The organism is Proteiniphilum sp. UBA5384 (assembly GCF_002410825.1).
GTDB lineage: Bacteria > Bacteroidota > Bacteroidia > Bacteroidales > Dysgonomonadaceae > Proteiniphilum.
Genome location: NZ_DHOS01000032.1, coordinates 141,035 through 160,994, shown reverse-complemented (window position 1 = coordinate 160,994; position 19,960 = coordinate 141,035). Strand labels below are relative to the sequence as shown.

At 43.8% G+C, this 19,960-nt stretch carries 13 protein-coding genes; 7 read left to right on the top strand and 6 right to left on the bottom strand.

The features are described 5' to 3' along the window. Positions 1-44 precede the first annotated feature (44 nt). The gene (locus tag B4G81_RS06880) at positions 45-3,164 is read right to left on the bottom strand and encodes an efflux RND transporter permease subunit (RefSeq protein ID WP_294081247.1); all 3,120 of its coding nucleotides are present in this window, start codon (positions 3,162-3,164) and stop codon (positions 45-47) included. Beyond that, positions 3,161-4,228 carry an efflux RND transporter periplasmic adaptor subunit gene (locus tag B4G81_RS06875; protein ID WP_294081246.1) on the bottom strand — a complete coding sequence of 356 codons (1,068 nt, stop codon included), beginning with the start codon at positions 4,226-4,228 and terminating at the stop codon, positions 3,161-3,163. Before B4G81_RS06875 ends, B4G81_RS06880 begins: the two co-directional genes overlap by 4 nt. 206 nt (positions 4,229-4,434) lie before the next feature. On the opposite strand from B4G81_RS06875, the gene B4G81_RS06870 reads away from it, so the two are divergent. Further along, positions 4,435-5,730 (top strand): MATE family efflux transporter, encoded by a 1,296-nt coding sequence (locus tag B4G81_RS06870; protein ID WP_294081245.1) that lies wholly within the window; start codon positions 4,435-4,437, stop codon positions 5,728-5,730. A gap of 185 nt (positions 5,731-5,915) precedes the next feature. Continuing rightward, a complete protein-coding gene (locus B4G81_RS06865) occupies positions 5,916-6,989 on the top strand; it encodes a DUF3810 domain-containing protein (RefSeq protein ID WP_294081244.1) in 1,074 nt (357 codons plus the stop codon). 74 nt (positions 6,990-7,063) lie between these two features. On the opposite strand, the gene B4G81_RS06860 is transcribed toward B4G81_RS06865, so the two are convergent. The 3 genes from B4G81_RS06860 to B4G81_RS06850 are packed head-to-tail and all read right to left on the bottom strand — an operon-like array spanning position 7,064 to position 12,631. Beyond that, positions 7,064-8,416 carry a TolC family protein gene (locus B4G81_RS06860; RefSeq protein ID WP_414703178.1) on the bottom strand — a complete coding sequence of 451 codons (1,353 nt, stop codon included), beginning with the start codon at positions 8,414-8,416 and terminating at the stop codon, positions 7,064-7,066. Between the two features lie 48 nt (positions 8,417-8,464). After that, positions 8,465-11,518, bottom strand: a complete 3,054-nt coding sequence (locus B4G81_RS06855) for an efflux RND transporter permease subunit (protein WP_294081242.1) — start codon at positions 11,516-11,518, stop codon at positions 8,465-8,467. Between the two features lie 6 nt (positions 11,519-11,524). Beyond that, positions 11,525-12,631 carry an efflux RND transporter periplasmic adaptor subunit gene (locus tag B4G81_RS06850; RefSeq protein WP_294081241.1) on the bottom strand — a complete coding sequence of 369 codons (1,107 nt, stop codon included), beginning with the start codon at positions 12,629-12,631 and terminating at the stop codon, positions 11,525-11,527. Positions 12,632-12,981: 350 nt separating this feature from the next. Here B4G81_RS06850 and B4G81_RS06845 point away from each other — a divergent pair, with 350 nt between their 5' ends. After that, positions 12,982-13,683, top strand: a complete 702-nt coding sequence (locus tag B4G81_RS06845) for an SGNH/GDSL hydrolase family protein (RefSeq protein WP_294081240.1) — start codon at positions 12,982-12,984, stop codon at positions 13,681-13,683. A gap of 66 nt (positions 13,684-13,749) precedes the next feature. Here the strand turns inward: B4G81_RS06845 and B4G81_RS06840 are convergent, their stop codons facing one another. After that, positions 13,750-15,051: a fimbrillin family protein gene (locus B4G81_RS06840; protein WP_294081239.1), complete on the bottom strand. Its 1,302-nt coding sequence runs from the start codon at positions 15,049-15,051 to the stop codon at positions 13,750-13,752. Positions 15,052-15,606: 555 nt separating this feature from the next. Here B4G81_RS06840 and B4G81_RS06835 point away from each other — a divergent pair. The 4 genes from B4G81_RS06835 to B4G81_RS06820 all read left to right on the top strand — a co-directional run bounded on the left by B4G81_RS06835 (position 15,607) and on the right by B4G81_RS06820 (position 19,926). Continuing rightward, positions 15,607-16,353: a FadR/GntR family transcriptional regulator gene (locus B4G81_RS06835; RefSeq protein ID WP_294081238.1), complete on the top strand. Its 747-nt coding sequence runs from the start codon at positions 15,607-15,609 to the stop codon at positions 16,351-16,353. Positions 16,354-16,370: 17 nt separating this feature from the next. Next, on the top strand, positions 16,371-17,423 hold the full coding sequence (locus B4G81_RS06830) for a hypothetical protein (RefSeq protein ID WP_294081237.1): 1,053 nt from the start codon (positions 16,371-16,373) through the stop codon (positions 17,421-17,423). A 60-nt stretch (positions 17,424-17,483) separates the two neighbouring features. Next, a complete protein-coding gene (locus B4G81_RS06825; protein WP_294081236.1) occupies positions 17,484-18,395 on the top strand; it encodes a dihydrodipicolinate synthase family protein in 912 nt (303 codons plus the stop codon). A gap of 142 nt (positions 18,396-18,537) precedes the next feature. Then, positions 18,538-19,926 carry an IPT/TIG domain-containing protein gene (locus B4G81_RS06820; RefSeq protein ID WP_294081235.1) on the top strand — a complete coding sequence of 463 codons (1,389 nt, stop codon included), beginning with the start codon at positions 18,538-18,540 and terminating at the stop codon, positions 19,924-19,926. Positions 19,927-19,960: the final 34 nt, after the last annotated feature.

Below are 19,960 nucleotides of genomic sequence, written 5' to 3'. Positions count from 1 at the left end.
TTTTTAAAGTGAAAAATTAAAAGTGAAATCAACACATCATCATATCATTTTATCTTAATCTTAAAGAACAGCGCATATAACACCGGGATAAAAAGCAGTGTGATCAGCGTGCCGACCAGCAATCCTCCCATGATTACCACGGCGGCGGGACCGAATAGCGAATCGCCCAATAGTGGGATCATCCCCAGGATGGTTGTCAGCGAAGCCAGCATCACCGGGCGAAAACGGCTTTCTGAGCTGTCTATCAATGCTTTTGCCGGTTCTGTGCCGCTTGATATCTGCAGGGTGATCTCGTCCATCAGCACAATACCGTTCTTGATGAGCATGCCTACTAATCCCAGTGCTGCTACTATGGCGACGAACCCGAATGTTTTACCGGACAGGAGCATCGAGGCGATGATGCCGATAAAGAGCAGCGGCAGACAAAGGATGATGATGAGAGGTTTCTTATAATCTTTGAAAAGCATGATCAGGATGCCAATCATCAGGATAACCGCAAAGGGATAATATTTGAAGAGGTATTTCATTGACTCGTCGCTCGCACTCCGTTCCCCTTCCCATTTCATGCTGTAGCCTGCAGGCAGGTCGATACTTTCTATCTGCTGTGCGATGGTCTGGCGGGTATTTTCTACCGCCTCTCCCGATATGGGATAGCATTGCACGCGCATGGCACGTTCGCCATTGCTGCGGATAACTACAGGTTCTTCCCAGTCGATATAGACTCCGTTGGACGCCTGGCTAAGGGGGACGGTTTCCAGTATCGATGCCAGCACATCTTCTTCCGAGATAGCCCCGGTCATTAATCCCTGCAAGGTTTGACGGTCTAAGCCGGTCAACGAAGGCAGCATGTTGAAGACAGGCGTATGCTCGATCGACTCTATGGCGTTGCCGTCTTTATCGACACATTTCACGGTAATGGTCTTGCTGTCGATGCCGTCATAGAAAACGCCGGTGGGTATTCCGTCCGTCGCGCTCATGATCGACAAGCCGACATCCTGGCGGGTTAAGCCTATGTTCCGTGCCACCGGTTGGTTGTAATCCACCATCAATACCGGCACTTTGGGTTCCCAGTCGGTGGTGGGCATATATATCACAGGGCTGGCGTTGATGATTTCCGTTGCCTGTGCCGACAAACCCCTGAGCACTTCGGGATCGGGACCGCGGAATTCAATCTCGATAGGGAATTTCTTGTACATCAGGTTATAGCGTTTTACCCGGATATAGGCGTCGGGGAAATGCATGTTGAGATAATCCTGTATTTCATCGATAGAAGCGACGAGGGCTTTGGGTGAAGTGTAATCCACGATCAACTCACCATAAGAGAGCGACGGGTCGGCAATGCTTCTGACCAGGTTGTAACGGCTGGGTGTACCGCCGATGGATGTGGTGACATGGGTGACATCTTCACGGGCGAGCAGGTAGTCTTCTATTTCGCTCAGGTCGGCTTTTGTCTTTGTACTGTTGAGTCCTTCCTGTAATTTATATTCTATATAGAGCTGGTCGTAATCCATGTCGGGGAAAAATCCTTGTGGCAGGAGACGGAAGAATAATAGGCTGACGAGTACCAGCGCGACTCCCGTACCCAATGTAATGAGGCGATGCGACAACGTCCAATTCAGTACTCTCCGTAAGGCCCGGTAATATTTGTTGTCGTAAGGATCTTTCTGTTCTTTGCCTTCTTTTACTTTTAACGATCTGTCCGCCATAATAGGAACCATCGTCAATGCGATCACCCAACTCAACAGAAGTGAAACCGCCAGCACGATAAACAGGTCGCGTACATAAATTCCGGCTGTGTCGGGCGACAGGAAGATGGGCCAGAATGCCAGCACTGCGATCAATGTGGCTCCCAGTAACGGCATCGCCGTTTTTTTGCCGATGGCGGTCAACGCTGTTTTTCGTTCCACTCCCCGCTCCAGGTCAATCTGGATACCGTCGAGTATTACAATGGCATTATCCACCAGCATCCCCATTGCCAGTATGAATGAGGCAAGCGAAACCCGTTGCAGGGTGCCGTCGAACATTTGCAGTATCATCAGCGAACCGAATACAGTAACAACCAGGCTTAAGCCTAAGATGAGTCCGCTCCTGAACCCCATTGAGAAGATAAGTAAAAGCACCACAATAAGTACCGATTCAATCAGGTTGACTATAAAGGAATTCAATGCCGTGTTGACTCTTTCGGGTTGGAAGAATACCTTGTTCACTTCCATGCCGGCAGGAAGCCGCTCGTCCACCAGTTTTTCCACCACTTCATCCACCTTTTTGCCTATTTTTGTGATATCAGTTTCACTTAAAGCGGAGATGGAGATACCCAGCGCTTGCTTTTTGTCGTACCTCAGTTCATTGCGGACGGGACTTGTATTTTCTTCAGTGATGCGGGCAATGTCGCGCAGCCGTAACTGGTCGTTTTCATGCCCCTGCAGCAAGAGGTCTCCGATATCATCCACCGTCCTGTACCTGTCATTGACCGATACCCGTATGCGTGCGTCACCGCTTTCGTAGTAGCCGGAATAGATGGTACGGTTCTGGCCGTTCAGGGTGGAGAGCACTTCTGCGGGATGTACACCCAGGTTGGCGAGTTTATCTTCATAGAGTTCTATGTTGATGGATGCTTCCTGCTTCCCGTAGAGGGTTACATTGGATATACCCTCTATTTTCAGGATCTCCTTTTTGATCAGTTCCGCATATTTTCCCGCCTCTTCGTGGGTATATCCCTCAAAGGTAAGGGCATAAACCATACCGTAGACATCGCCAAAATCATCCATTACAACGGAAGGGGAGGCTCCCTCGGGCAGATTGGCCTGCACATCGCTTACTTTTCGGCGAAGAAGATCCCAGTACTGCTCCACCTCGTTGTTCTGCACCAGTGTGGTCAATTCGACCGTGATCATGGATACGTCATTCATCGAGCGGCTATACACATCGCCGATCCCTTTCATGGAACGGATGCTCTTTTCCAGCATATCGGTCACTTCGAGTTCCACCTGGTGGGCCGAGGCGCCGGGGTAGAGCGTAACGACGGTTGCTGTCTTGACCTTCAGTTCCGGATCCTCCAGCTTACTCATATTATAGTAAGCAGCCATGCCGCCGACTACCAGTACGACGAGCAGGAAATAAATCAGTTTCCGGTTACCCAATGCCCAGTTTCCTACGTCATTCATAACAAGCCTCCTACGTTGGTTTCAGTCGTTTGGGGTAACAGTTCGACTTTTTCCCCGTCCGACAGATGGTGGACTCCTGCTGAAACAACTTTTTCGCCGGCACGCAATCCTTCCGAGACGGTCAGGGTGCCGTCGGTCATTATTTCGGAGATGCGGATAGCGCGGGCATTAACCCTTTGTTGCGTTGAATCATACACCCATACCGTGGGGCTGTTATTGATTTCAAACACGGCGTTAAGAGGGATGGAAACCATGGTGGCGTTCTCCGGCTTGTATTGGATTGTCACCATAGTGGACATGCCGGGTGAAGGTAATGGCGAATCAGGTTCTTTATTGAACCGGAGACGAACGGTATAAAGCTGGTTCAGGTTTGCTTTCCGGTTGATGGCGATGAGTTCCAGCGGGAAAGTGCGGTTGGGGTAGAGTTCAAAATAGCAGCTGTAAGAGTCGAATTGGTCGCGTTGGATAAACTCACCTGCGGGAATATAGATCTCTACTTCCGGTGTTCCGGCACTGATCATTGAAAAGACAGGCATCCCGGCGCTGATTGTTTCGTTGCTGTCAAAATAGCGCTTTTGGATGTACCCGTCGAAGGGCGCTTTCAGCTTCGTATCCGATAAAGCGTTTTTGTGGGCGTCATATTTGGCGGTGATTTGCTGTAATCCCGATACGGCTTTGTCGTAATCGTTTTCCGATACACTTTGTCTTTCATGGAGTTGGATTATCCGTTCCGCTTCCGCCTTTATCTGTTTATATTCTGCTTCTGTAGCCGACAGTTGTATCGCGTAATCGCGCGAATCCATTTCGGCTATCACCTGCCCTTTTCGAACAAATTGTCCTTCCGTTACATTGATCTTTGTGATCGGTCCGCTTATACGGAAAGCCAGATTCACCTCTGATGCTGCTTTTACCTTACCCGGGAAGGAAACGGTTTTTTTTTCGCCATAGGTTATGGCGGAATCTACTTTTATCGTTTTTATAACCTCTTTCTGCTCTTTATCCTGTTTGCATCCGGTAGAACCTAGAAGCGATGCGCACAGACAGATAAATAGAATCTTCTTCATGTGACTAAAATTATATATTTTTTATTGATCCGTGAATTACCAAATTGCTAAAATTTCAAATACGGAAAAAGATATGTAAGAATAACGTTTTTTATCTAAAAATGTTTGAGTTTGGAGTATAAACAAAAATATATACTGTGACAATTCCCTGGATATTTGATAAGTTGAATTTTGCGAATCTTTCATTTTAGCGTAATTTTGCGGCAATGGACAAAAAAATATTTAGACTTGCCCTTCCCAATATCATTACCAATATTACTGTTCCGCTGTTAGGGATGATCGATATTGCGATTGCCGGCCGGCTTGGGTCAGCGGTTTATATTGGTGCCATTGCATTGGGTGCTACTATTTTCAATATGATCTACTGGAATTTCGGTTTCCTGCGGATGAGTTCCAGTGGATTCGCCTCCCAGGCGTTGGGTGCGCGGAATTTCACCGAGGTGATGAATGTTTTTATCCGTTCACTGGCTATTGGTTTGGGGGTAGGAGTATTGATTATCTTGTTGCAATATCCTATTGGATTGCTCGCTTCCGGGCTGATTCAATCGGGGCCGGAATCCACTGAGCACGTGATGACCTATTTTCATATTGTCATATGGGGTGCTCCTGCCGTATTGGGGTTATATGCGTTCAATGGTTGGTTTATCGGTATGCAGAATGCCCGGATTCCGATGATTGTGGCCATTCTGAATAATTTGCTCAATATTGCTTTGAGCTTCCTTTTCGTGTTCGGCTTCGGAATGAAAATTGAAGGGATCGCATTGGGAACTACACTTTCACAAACCATTTCGTTGGCGGTGGCTGCCGGTTTCTGGTGGAAGTATTATCGCCGGTTGCGGAAATATATCCGCAAAGAAACTATTTGGGATAAACAAGCTATCAGAGAGTATTTCAGGGTGAACGGTGATATCTTTGTCCGCACTTTTTTATTGACGCTGGTGACTACTTTCTTCACTTTTGCATCCTCGGGCATGGGAGAGATCATTCTGGCGGTAAATGCTTTGTTGATGCAATTCTTTATGCTGTTCTCCTACTTTATGGATGGATTTGCTTATGCTGCAGAAGCATTGACCGGTCGGTTTTATGGCGCAAAAAATCGGGAATACCTTCAATGGATGATTCGCAGGGTCTTTTTCTGGGGATTGATGGTCAGCCTGGTGGCGGTAGTGATTTATATGCTCTTTTCCGATCCCATATTGCTTATCATGACCAATGACCTTGCGATTATCGAGCACGCCAAAGATTTTATGTTTTGGACAGTATTAATCCCGATTATTGGTTTTGCCGCCTTCCTGTGGGACGGCATTTTTATCGGTGCCACCGCCTCCGCCGAGATGCGCAATGCGATGATCGTTTCTTCCGCCTCTTTTTTTGTTTGTTATTTTATCACGACACCTCTGTGGGGAAACAACGGACTCTGGTTTTCGTTTATCCTTTATCTTTTTGTGCGAGGAGCTACGCAGACCCTCTGGGCGAAGAAAGCATTGAAAATTAAGAATTAAAGAGAATCAGGGATTGGGCTTAAAAGATCTTTACTTTTAACAATCGAGAATTTTGAAGATAGAAAAATAGCTATCCCGAACCAATTGAGTAAAAGGGGTAAAAAAGACAGGAGGTTATTACCTTACAGAAAATGCGAGAAATAGGTTGAAATGAAAAGTCAGAAGAAAAGTAACATGAAGGCAGCATGAGACTAAAAAGAGAGGATAGAGTAGGGAAGCGGCAATTTATACGTTTGTTGATGGTGGCCGGCGGGTTATTTGCGATCATCTTCTTGTTCAGCCTCAGCCCGACGCTTTCGGAATGGTATATGCACCGGATTTACCCGGCGGTGGCCGTTGTATTGTCTTTTATCTCCAATATTTTCCCGTTTTCATTGTACGATATTTTTCTGATTGTGGCAGTACTGTTGTTGATAGTGTTGGTTGTGTCCGCCGTCATGCGTAAGATTTCTCTTTCACGGTTCCTTTTTTCGGTTATCCGGTTTGTGACAGTGTTGGTCGCTTGGTTCTATTTTGTATGGGGAATTGCTTATTTCAGGGAAGATTTTTATACCCGGAGCGATATAGAGGAAAAGGAGTATGATCCGGAAGTGCTTAAGAACTTCACCGTCCGGTTTATCGAGAAAGCCAACCTATATTATGTCGATTGCCGGGATATGGACCGGAGCGATGTACGGCTGGAAATTGAATCATTGTACCGTTCATTGCACGAGCCGCTAAAAATATCTTACCCAAACGGAAAAAGGAAGCCCAAGCCGATGATGTTTGAGCCGCTCTATTCCAAGACGGGTGTTTCGGGGTATTTCGGTCCGTTCTTCAATGAGATACATGTGAATAACTACAGCCTTAATTTTACCTATCCATCAACCCTGGCGCATGAAATGGCGCACCAGTTCGGAATTGCCCTCGAATCGGAGGCGAACTTGTATGCTTTTGTCATTTGTGCGCAGAGTAACGATGAGAAGATCCGTTATAGCGCGTATGCATCGACGCTCAACTATCTGTTAAACGATGTTTACAGGGTTTTGCCCGAGGAATACGCGTCATTAAGAACATCTGTCCGACCGGAGATTATTGCCGATCTCCAACGTAACCGGAGGCACTGGCTTGCTGCGAGAAATGAATCCCTGTCAACTATACAGGACAAGGTGTATGACGGTTACCTGAAAACAAATAAAATCAGTTCGGGGCAAGCCAACTATTCAGAAGTCGTCGAGTTACTGATCTCAAGTTATGGTATTTTGACGGAGTCTCCTTGATAATCCGCCGGTCTTCCGGTCATTTTTTCCCAGTCACCTCGTCTCCCGGTCATCTCTTCCTCTTGTCTCCCGGTCTATTCCAAATATTTCCCGATTCTCCCGCTGATCTGCAGCAGTGATATTTCATGAAGTTTGGTATTGTATTGTGCGGTGAGAAGTCGCTGCTCCGCTTCGAGCAGGCTATTCTGCGCCTCCCGCAGTTCCAATCCCGACAGGTCGCCGATCTTGTACCGTTCCATGGCGATCTCGTAATTGAGTTCTGCATTTTTGAGACTCTCTATTTCCAGATTGGTCAACTCTATATTGATCTGGTAGGCCATCCACATATTGGCAAAGTCGCTTTCCAGCGCCAACTTATTGCTTTCTACTTGTAACTCCCGATTTTGGATAGTGATCTCTGCATTTTTTTGTTCTCTTTTACGGTTGAATCCGTCGAAAATCGTATAACCGAGGGTGAGTCCCACGTTCGGACCCCAGGTGCGTTGCTTGTCAAGTGTTCCCTTATTGTAATTATAGTGGGTAAAACCATATCCCCCGTTTAAACGTAGATAGGGGTAATTCCTGCTTTTCAAGCTTTTGAGATCCAGTTCACTTAATATTTTATTCTTGTCGCTTAGCAGGAGGGTGGTGTTATGCTGCATGGCACGGGTAAATAATTCCTCTTTCGATAAGGAGGCGTCAAAGAGAATAGTGGTGTCTCTCGCAAGGAAATGTTGTTCCACATCACCGCCCATCAGCTCATTCAACTTTATCCTTGATCGATTGAGTGTTTCATACTGTTGAATAAGGAGTGAACTGTCGGCATTGAAGTAGACTTTCGCTTGTTGCAGGTCGAGTTGGGAAAGTGATCCCACCTGATATCGCGCTTCCACAATGCGTAATCTTTCTTTGGAAAGAGACACTGCATATTGGAGGTTTCCCAACCGTATCTGTTGTTGCACATAATTATAATATTCTGCCGTGAGATTAGCAATAAAATCTTCCATGGCCAGTCGTGTGTTCAATTCACCGATAGTTTGTAACTCTTTTAGCCGCTGATAATTGGTTTGTATCCGGAATCCTTCGAAGATCGTCCAATTGAGGTTTACACCTGCATCTAACGCAGAAGTGTTGGAATTGCGGGCTTTTATTGTCTCCCCTCCTTCCGCAGGATACTGGTCTGAATTGCTGTTGCGCAGGTTATAGCCGGCATTTACGCTGACATCCGGCAGGAATCCCGCATTTCCCAATGTGACATTATTATCTGAGATCAACTCTTCATTTCGTACGATACGTAGATCGTAATTGTTTTCTAGCCCGATCCTAAGACATTCCTGCAAATCCATCATGAGGTGTGTGGATTGTCCCTGTTGAGGTGCTTGTACGGTTTGTGCAGAAACAACAGGTGCAATCAGCAAGAAAAAGAGTAGTAAAAGCACGTTTTTTATCATCATTTTTTTAATTTCTCACATTCATCACATCTGTAAATCATCAAATCAACCTTGTTTCCTTTTCAACCGTTTCATTTCCTGTACTTCCCTGTTTGTAGAGAGATATATATACATGGTCGGGACGACATATAGGGTGAACAGTGTAGAAATAAGCAATCCGCCGACCACTGCCGTACCCATGGCAACTCGTCCGTTGGCTCCTTCGCCGGTGGCGAACATAAGGGGTAACAATCCAAGGATGGTGGAGATACTGGTCATAAGTATAGGGCGTAACCGCTGTATGGAGGCATCGATGATTGCTTTGAGCTTATTGACACCGGCATTCTGCCGCTGGTTGGCAAACTCCACGATCAGAATTCCGTTTTTGGTCACCAAGCCGATCAGCATGATAATACCTATCTGACTGTATATATTCATTGTAATGTCAAATATCCGCATGAACAGCAATGCTCCGAACAATGCCAATGGAACGGAGAACATGATGACAAACGGATCTTTAAAGCTCTCGAATTGTGCCGCCATCACCAGGAAGATCAATACGATAGCGAGGCCGAAAGCGAAAATCAGGCTCGAAGAACTCTCTTTGAAGTTCCTGGATTCGCCTTCCAAAGCAGTCCTGAATGAGTCGTCCAGTACTTCGGAGGCGATCCTGTCCATTTCTTCCAATCCCTCGCCGAGTGAATAACCGGGAGCTAATCCGGCAGTGATAGTGGCTGAGTTGAAGCGGTTATACCGGTAGAGTTGGGGAGGGGCAACCGTCTCTTCGAGTTTTACCAGATTGTCCATCTGGATCATCTGACCGGTATTGTTTTTGATGTAAATGGTTTTCAGGTCGACGGGAGTATTTCGCTGTTGCCGATTGATTTCCCCCAGTATCTGGTATTGTTTGCCATTCATGTAGAAATAGCCCATCCGCTGTCCGCTCAGCGCGTATTGCAGGGTTTGCCCGATGTCACGGGTGCTTACCCCGAGCATGGCTGCCTTATCGCGGTCGATAATGATTTTTGTTTCCGGTTTGGTGAACTTCAGGTCCACGTCGCCCATTCGAAAAACGGGACTGGCATCTACCCTTTCCATGAAGGGAGGAATAAATTCCTGCAGTTTTTCAAGATTGGGTGCTTGCAGGATATACTGTATCGGCATACCGGCGCGGCGTCCACCAAAAGTGGATTGCTGTTGCACAAAAGCACGGGCAGCGGTTTCATCCCTGACGGCGAGGGTGAGGGCGTCGGCAATTTCCATCTGGCTGCGGTCGCGTTCACGCATATCGGGTAGTACAAGTCGGATCGAACCAAAAGTGCCGCGGGTCATATTGATATTCGACACCCTTTCCGGTGCGATAACGTCGGCGATTTGCGAGATGCGTTCGGTATAATCCCTGATAAACTCATAAGTGGCCCCTTCGGGTGCAGAACTACGAATCATTACCAGGGATCGGTCTTCGAGTGGCGCCATTTCCGCGGGAATCTTATTCCAAAAAATAATAATAAATATACCTGCTACGATGATTACCGGCAGCACAAGCCATTTATTACGCAGGAAGGCCCGCAGCGATCTGTCATAAATATGATTCAATCCATTGAATATAAATTCGGTCTTTTCATGTAGCTTATTCTTTTTTCGTCCCGTGGTGAGCATTTTCGAGGATAGCATCGGTACGAAGGATAATGCGGCAAAAGCTGAAATGATAAGTGCTCCGGAAATCACAATGCTGAATTCACGGAACAGGCGCCCTGTCATCCCTTCCAGAAAAACAATTGGAAAAAATATCGCCACCAAGGTCATTGTGGTGGAGATTACCGCAAAGAAAATCTCCTTCGATCCTGCGATGGATGCCTCTTCAGGATCCATTCCACCTTCCACCTTCTGAAAAATATTCTCGGTCACTACGATCGCATCATCAACGACCAATCCTACAGATAGTACTACGGCCAACATCGATAATACGTTAATGGAAAACCCCGCCAGGTACATCACAAAGAAAATACCGATTAGCGAAATAGGAATCACAAGGGCGGGAATCAGCGTCACCCGCCAATTCCTTAAAAAGAGGAAAATGATCGCTACCACAAGGATAAAAGCGATCAGCACGGTCTCTTCCACCTCGTTGATAGAGGCACGAATGAATTTGGTATTATCGAATGCCGTATCGAGAGTCACATCTTCCGGAAGGTCCTTGCGCATTTGTTCCATACGTATCCTCACCTCATTGGCAATATTGATGTGATTGGCTCCCGGTTGCGGAATAATTACGCAACTCACCATGGGCACACCGTTCCTTTTGAGGATATTCTGCCGGTTGGCCGCATCGAGCTCGGCAAATCCCACGTCGCGGAAGCGTACGACACGGAAGTCGTTTTCCACGAGGATGAGGTTGTTGAAATCTTCAGGAGTTTGCATCAATCCCATGGTGCGGATGGATTGTGCTATCTGGTCGCCTTCGATACTTCCGGCGGGAAGTTCGATGTTTTCCCTGTCGAGTGCGTTCTTTATATCTATCGGGGTGATATTATATGCTGCCATCTTAAGCGGATCGAGCCATAGCCGCATGGCATAGCGGTATTCACCCCATATCTCCACGGCGCTTACATTGGAAATGGTCTGCAGACGCTCTTTCACGGTGAGGTCGGCGATCTCGGAGAGTTCCAGCATGGAGCGTATGGGACTCTGGATGGTGATCTGCATGATAGGATCGGAGTCGGCATCGGCTTTCGACACCGTGGGGGGATCCACATCACGCGGGAGATACCTTTGCGCGATGGAGACCTTATCCCGCACATCGTTGGCGGCGGTTTCCATATCCACGCTCAGTTCAAATTCTACGGTGATCCTTGCACTTCCCTGACTACTGCGACTGGTCAGCGAACGGATACCGGGGATACCATTGATATTCTGCTCCAATGGTTCGGTGATTTGATTTTCGATCACTTCCGCATTGGCCCCCGGATAGGATACCTGTACGGTGATGATGGGATTGTCTACGTTGGGATATTCGCGTACAGGCAGACTGGTGTAGCCGATCATACCGAAAATGATGATGATCAGCACTAATACGGTGGCTAAAACCGGGCGCTTTATACTTAATTCAGATAAATTCATTTCCTGTTAATCTGCTCTGTTTTCAACCATTTGGCCGATTTGTACCGGCATCCCATTCCGTAATTGCATCACACCGGTAGTGAGCAGCGTATCGCCTATATTTAGGCCGCTGATTACTTCTACTGATGCTGATGTACGCATCCCGGTAACGATTTCTACCTCTCTTGCATTGCCATTGTCGTATACATAGGCAATATCACGTCCCATCTCCTTAATGCTGGAAATACTTGGTATGACGATGGCATTGTTGATTTGGTCGAGATTGATACGGACGCTGGCGGACTGACCCGGTTTCATCTTCCCGTCGCTATTGGGATAGCGGGCACGGGCAAAAAGGCTGAGTGTACGCACGTCTAACCGTGATTCAACGGCATATACTGTAGCGTTGTATACTCCCAGGTCATTCTCTACCGAGAAATAAATTTCTGTTCCCGGTTTAATCGTATTCACAAAATTCTGGGTGAGGGAAAATTCAATCTTGAGGGGTGAGATTTTAGTGAGTGTAGTGATTACAACCGATGGTGAAGCATATGCTCCCTCACTCACTTGACGTAAGCCGATCATCCCGTCGAAAGGTGCTCGCAACTCGGTTTGCTGAATGCGTGTTTTTACCAATTCGATATCGGCTTTTAATGTTTCTAATTGTGTAGCAACCGATTGATAGGTTTCCTGGCTGATGGCGTCCTTTTCAAGGAGGGTTTGTTGGCGGTATAACCTGTCTTCAGCTAATGGCAATTGCGCCTGGAGTTTTTTTAGTTCAGCCTGTAATGGAGCATCATTCACCTTGGCCAGCAATGTTCCTTTTTGCACTTGGGATCCTTCTTCAAAATAGATGCTGGTGATCTTCCCGGATGATTCAAACGTGAGGTCTACTTCTTCGTCGGGTAGTAGGACGCCTGTAATTCGGAACATGTTGTTCAGTGTTTGAGGCTTCAGTAGGGTAGCATTCACCATCAATGCCGATCTGCCGTTTCCACCGGTTACAATGCGTGCTACGGAGACATCGTCGCGACCTTCGGAAGTAAACAGCTTTTTGATTTTTGGGAAGAATGCCATCCCCAAGATCAATATTGCTATGGAGACAAAAACTATTATTTTCGTTTTTCTGTTCATACAATTGTGTTGTAATTTTTATAGGTCAACGTGCATCTCCGGGTATTACCATATCGTTACCGCTTCCCGAAAATCGAAATATCCGTTGAAGTTCTTGTTGGGTTGACCTATAGGCAGATTTATCAGCCATCTCCTCTAATAAGATTCCTTACCCTAATTATTGCGCAAAAAAATCTATCAAAAGTACCTATTAAAGTAGAGAAAAAGTAATGTTATACCTCTTTTTAGATTTTTTTAGGGCTTATAATCGATGTATCATCCAAATAAATCGACGAATAATAGTTTAGGTCATCAATTAAATAACTATTTTTGACATTCAAAAATCAATTTCAAAACAACAAAAAAATAAGATGAATGTGAAAAAATTATTTCTTGTGTTGGTATTTGCGATGAGTGGTATATTATTGGTGGAGGCCCAAGATTGGGCGAACCTGAACCGGTTCAGGGAGGATAATGCAAAACTGGCTCCCGCAAAAACATGTGATCAACGGGTGGTATTTATGGGGAATTCCATTACCCAGGGTTGGAAAGAAAAGGTGCCTGAATTCTTTGAAGGTCGTCCTTACATCAATCGGGGTATTAGCGGGCAGACCACGCCGCAGATGTTACTTCGTTTCCGTCAGGATGTACTTAATTTATGGCCCAAAGTGGTGGTAATTCTGGCTGGTACCAATGATATTGCAGGAAATACCGGTCCTTCTACATTGGAAATGATTGAAGATAATATCTATTCCATGACGGAATTGGCACAATCGCACGGCATACAAGTTGTGTTATGTTCGGTGCTCCCTGCATATGATTATCCCTGGCGTCCTGGTCTGGAACCGGCTCCTAAGATTGTGGAACTGAATAGTCGAATCAAGCAGTATGCTGCCACACATGGGGCTGTCTACTGTGATTTCTTCTCTGTAATGGCTGATGACCGCAATGGTCTACCCAAAGAACTTTCGGAAGACGGTGTTCATCCCAATAAAGAAGGATATGCCATCATGGGGCCGCTGGTGGAGAATGCCATTGCCCGGACGCTCCTCATGTGGAAGGAGTTTAAATAATATTTTTGAGGAGGAATGTCAGGAAGTTGCTTGTAAGTAACTTCCTGACATTTATTGAATTGGTTGCTATTGTGCTATAAACTCGTATTGTTTGATATTTCTTAGTCCGGGTGCTTTGAAATATTCTCCGAGATCACCCTTGATTTTTACTTTTTTATTGAAATTATCCGGATTAGTTCGTAGATTCAATTCATCTCTGATTTTTCCGCTACCCAACATCACCGGTATTATCCGAGCCAGATCAGTCTCGTTTTGGAAGGTTGCCAGCGCTAGATTACTTTGAGAAATATCACCGGATAAATCAGTCGAAAAGCTGTTCATGGTGGAAGATGAAAAATATCCTACAATAAATCCTTCCACCCAAACTTCGGTTCTCCCTTGATTGGATTGTGCTTCTGCCACCGTGAAGGGAGTTTTCTTGGAGCCTTTGATAAGGGGAGGAGAATCGGTAGTGCTATTAGCATTTGCGTTTGCAGAAGGTCCATCAATCCATGGAGAGATATTGCTTTCTGTTATAATAGCTGTTTTTTCGGCAAAGAGGGTGACATTATAGGTGTATAGGGTTGATTTCTCGAAAGCATTGATCTCGAATACATCAGCCAAGGATAATTTGTATATTTCGGATTCCTCTTCATTGACAATAAACCATAATTCCATATCGGAGAGATCGGTTTCCGGTAAAAGAATGGCTTCTGCCGCCGAACCATTGTTATCCACCAGAAATTCAATGCTTCCACGTTCTTGCGCAGCGGAGAGTTCTCCAGTGGAGAGGTTAAAAGTTGCCTTAGTGCCGGTATTGGAGATTCTTACGGATAATTCTTTCAGATTGACAGACGCATCTTTAGCGATCTTCAGCACGATTCTGGAGAGTTGATGTGTAAACTGCATCCGGACGTTTGGATTTTTTGAGTTGAACCCTTTGGCATTATTGGAATACAGCAGGTCTATCTTGCTTTGTACCGATTGATTCATCAGATCTATCGGATAGGAGAAGTTATCGATATTTCCACGATAGGGATAGTAGCTGATAAAATCAACATGCGATTCATCGAAAGGAAGGGCGATTTCTTCCACGTCTTTTCCCGGATTAAAGGAAGTGGAGCCGGATGTTACATATTCCACGTTCTGCCTGAGGCTGGAAGTGTTGAGCGGTTGCCCAGACTTTACCATATAGACACCTATGGCATCATCTTTTTCCCATGAAGCATTAGAAGCACGGGTTGTCGGTTCCCCTATTTCTGCTTTTAGTTTGAGGGTACGTGCCACCCTGTCGGAATCTATAGTGTCTCCTTCACAGGAATAGAGAAAGACACTGAGTAATGGCAATACGAGTACTGAAAAAACATACTTACTGTTTTTTATTTTCATAGTGATAAAATTTTAAATTCATCTTACAGGCGTAAGATGGTGGTGTTAAACAAATAGAAAGAAGCGAATTACGCGAAGTAAAAAAGGCGAACAATACTCAAACACCGTATCTCAATTTGCTTATACGGCGAAAAGACCGATCTCATACAAGAAACTAAAACTATCTGTTAACCAGATAAAATAAACTATTTAATACAAATATAAGGAATTCAATAAAAAGAATTACTATTTTGACTAAAAAAATAAAATGTAAGAATCATTTTTAGTAAAAATACATTCACTTTTATCAAAATATAGTACGAGATCTTTTTTTAAATGGACTGTAGTGATTTGTTATAATGAGTCAATATTATTCTTTTTCATTAGAGATAGTTTATTTCATACCTTTTAAAGGTTAATTGTGGTTATAGAAATATATTTATATGTGAATTAATTTAAAAATAGACGATTGTATTGTTAAAATGTAATCTGTTTCTTGCACGCTTAAAAATATTATAGCATATTTGTCAGACAAATAATATAATTGATACATAAGGCGTGAAATATTGAAATAATATGGAAAAGCTGAAAATCCAAAATAATTCTGTTACATTAGTAGATCAGGTAGAGGATAAGCTTTTGGCTTATTTTAAAGAGAAAAACCTACAGACGGGAGATCATATCCCGAATGAGATGGAATTATCTGCATCTTTAGGCGTAGCCAGAAGCGTATTGCGTGAGGCATTGAGTCGATTAAAAATGATGGGGATGATTGAAACCCGTCCCCGGCGTGGTATGATACTTACAGAGCCTTCTATTTTAGGAGGTATGAAGCGAGTAGTGGATCCCCGTATTTTAAGTGAGGATGCTTTGTTCGATATTTTGGGTTTTAGGATAGCCTTGGAAATAGGAATATGCCATGATATTTTTAGGAACATTACGCAAGAAGACATACAAGATCTTGAAGGGATAGTAAATGTAGGTATTATGTATGAGAACAATGAATACGCTCCTTTCAGTGAGTTCTCATTTCATACGAAACTATATCAGATAACAGGGAATAAAACAATCGCTGAATTTCAAAATATAGTTCATCCTGTGATGACTTTTGTTAAAGATAAATTTAAAGAATATCTGGCACCTATTAATATTAAATTGAAAGAAGAGGGACGGATTGTAACTCACCGGGATCTGTTGCAATACTTGAAAGATAAAGACGAGGCTGGATACAGGGAAGCCTTAGAAAAGCATTTTGAGGTATATAAGATTTTTATTAGACAAAAGAACGGTGCCGTGTATCATCAGAAATATATTGTGGAGTAATAGTATTCTTAATAAGTATGAACCTAACTGCTGGCACTTATAAAATAGATAATAGGACGTTACCATGGCAAATAAAATGGAATAGTTTGAGATCTCTTCCGCAATTATCTAACAAAGAGAATAAAGGGGTCGCTGCTGTTTTTTCGGGTTTCGTCGGTAGTGAACTGATTATTGCAGGAGGTACCAATTTCTTGGATAAGATGCCGTGGGAAGGAGGAAAGAAGAACTGGGAAAGGGTACTTTATTGTGTTGATATCGATAGCGGAGAATTTCAATGGAAAATGATACCCGATTTTCTACCTGTACCTGTCGCCTATGGTGTTTCTATACAATTAGAGCAAGGAGTATTGTGTATAGGGGGATGTGATGCCGACCGTTGTTTTGACGAGGTGTTTTTTATCTATAAGGAAAATGGAATGTTCAGATTATCCAATGACTGGCCTTCCCTTCCGGTTCCTTTGGCGAATGCTACGGGTGCCCTCTTGGATAATAAAATATACATAGCTGGAGGTCAGGAGGAGATGATAGAAGAAAATGCGACCAATCATTTTTTCGTATTAGATCTTGACAACAAGGATAAAGGATGGACTGTGTTGCCCGCTTGGGACGGCAGTGCCAGAGGGTATGCGGTGGGTGTCGCGATCAATAAGGGAAAGAACGCCGGCTTTTATTTGTTTAGTGGACGAGATTACCGTTCATCAGGTTATGTGGAGATATTGACTGACGGTCACATGTTTGATCCTGTACTCAATAGCTGGACACAGCTTCAGGGAACATTTTCGGTGATGGGGGGAACCGCATTTGCACAGACAGGAGATGTTGTCTTTTTGGGAGGTGTTACAAAGTTACTCCCCGGATCATACCATCATCCGGGTTTTGACAATATCCTTAGAGTATATGATCCTGTAGCAGGCGTATTTGTTTATGAGGAAATTCTTTCTTTTCCTGTTCCGGTTACGACCAATATTGCCAAGTGGAAAAACAATTTTTATATTACCAGTGGGGAAATAAAACCGGGAATGAGAACACCCTCTATTTATAGAGGACGAATATTACCAGTGAGAAAATAATTCAGAATATCATTATTTATTATTTATTATTTATAAAGTATTAATATTTAGTTTATTGAAATGAAAAATTACCAGAGACTAAAAGGTTTGGTAGCTGCGACATTTACCCCTATGCTTCCGAATGGCGATATTCATTATGCTGTTATAGATCAATATGCACAGCATATTGCTGATTCGGGTATATCGGGAGTATTTGTTTGTGGTACTACCGGCGAATTCACATCATTGACGACGGAAGAGAGGAAGCTAATCCTGAAACATTGGATAAGAGCTGCAGAAGGACGCTTTAAAGTGATTGCCCATGTGGGGAGTGATAGCCAGTGCGAGTCGGTGGAACTATCCCGTCATGCGGCGGAGATCGGGGCATGGGGTATTGGCTCCATTGCGCCCAGTTTTTTCAAACCTTCTTCGGTGCATGACCTCATAGATTTTTTTAAACCCGTAGCGGCTGCGGCAGCTGAACTTCCGTTCTATTATTACAATATGCCTTCGATGACAGGGGTATGTTTGCCTGTTTCTCAGTTTTTACATGAAGGGAAGCAAGAGATTCCCAATCTTGTCGGTGTAAAATATACGCACAGCAATCTGATGGAAATGGGTGATTGCATTCATCTTGACAATGGGGCGTTTGAAGTATTACACGGGTATGATGAGATGCTTATATGCGGATTAGCGTTGGGGGCGGTTGCCGGAGTAGGAAGTACCTATAATTATTTGGCTTCCGTTTATTTAAATATCATGAAAGCGATGGAAGAAGGAAATCTGATATCTGCACGGGAATTTCAAATGCAATCCATCGAAGTGGTCAAAGTAATAATCAAATACGGAGGAGGTGTAAGAGGCGGAAAAGCCATTATGAATTTGATTGGGATAGAATGCGGAGAGTGCCGTTTACCGATTGCTCCGTTCGATAAGGGTGAGTACGATTCATTAAGGAAAGATCTGGAAGAAATCGGTTTTTGGGGAAAATAGAGAAAGGGATACATCCTGCAAATAGTACCCCTTTCTACAATAATTTTAAAACACGAATATCTTAAAATCATTACAAAGATGAGAATAAATTGTCGATTTTTAGCCTTTTTTATTTTTTTATTTGCGCTATTTATCAGAGAGAATGAGTGCTGTTTATTCACTAATCAACATTAATTTTGATAAAATGAAATTTGATAAATTACTATTAAACCAAGAAACATCAAAAAGAGGTATCTTCTTGATGATAATCTTGTCTGTTTTTGTGGTTTCTTGCAGTAAAAATGGGGAAAACACAAAAGGAATCGAAGAATATAATCCTTCAAAACCAATAACGTTATCAACGTTTTATCCAGATTCGGGAAGATTCCAGGAGAAAATAATGTTAGCAGGAGAGAATTTTGGTACTAATACAAAAGAGATCAGGGTCTGGTTTAATCAAAAGAGGGCACCGGTTATTGGTTCCACAGGTAGCCGGATATATGTTCAAGCACCACGTTTACCGGGGGATACTTGTACAATTTCAATAGCCATAGGCAATGACTCTGTAGTTTACGATCAAAAATTTAGATATTTCACATCAGTTACTGTAACAACTATTGCTGGAAATGGGAGCAGAGATGAGTATCAGGATGGAGATTTGAGTAACTCCGTTTTGTTGCCTAGATATCTTTGTGTTGACAATGAAAATAATGTTTTCGTAGTATGCCGAGGTATCAATGATACTAGTTATCCGGAAATGAATGTGATTGCCAGAATCGACGAATTGGCACATGAACTTATCACAATAACAAGAGGTGTGGCAGGGAATGCTCCGGCAGCTGATCCCGAAACGGGTATAATTACTTTTCCAACCGAAAAAACCATTGGTTCATTCTACACGCTCGATCCAAAGGAATTCTGGGGACCAAGAATAAGAGAAATGAAATGGCAAGATAATGAGAATATTCCGGCGAAGGGGTGGAAGCATAGTATGGCTGTCAATCCTAAAGATGGGTATATCTATACTCGCTATCATTATGGGGATATTGTGAAAATGAATCCTCAAACTTATGAAGTGGAGACTATATACAAAACACAACAAGGTGACAGTTACGGATTAACTTTCAGTCCATTAAAACCAAATATTCTTTATATGTCCTTTAGAGGAAATGCTGGAGTGAATGCCCATAGTATATGTAGTATTGACGTGACTGATCCTGAGAATACTTTTAAAAAGTTAAGTGGCCCTACCAATGGAGGCCACAGGGATGGATTGTTAGAAATAGCACAATTCCGTGAACCGGCACAGATACTTTGTGATGTAGATGGCAGTATATATGTAGCTGATGGGGGGAATCACTGTATACGACGGATAACACCCGAAAATATGGTTGAAACAGTTCTTGGGATGCCGGGTACATCGGGATGGAAAGATGGGGGAAAAGAAGAGGCACTCTTTTACACTCCTACTGGAATCGGTATCAGTCAAGATGGCTCAATTTACGTAGCAGATCATGATAACAACAGGATCCGTAAACTTTCAATCAATTAATAAAAAAGATCTATTATTAATCAATGATAAACAT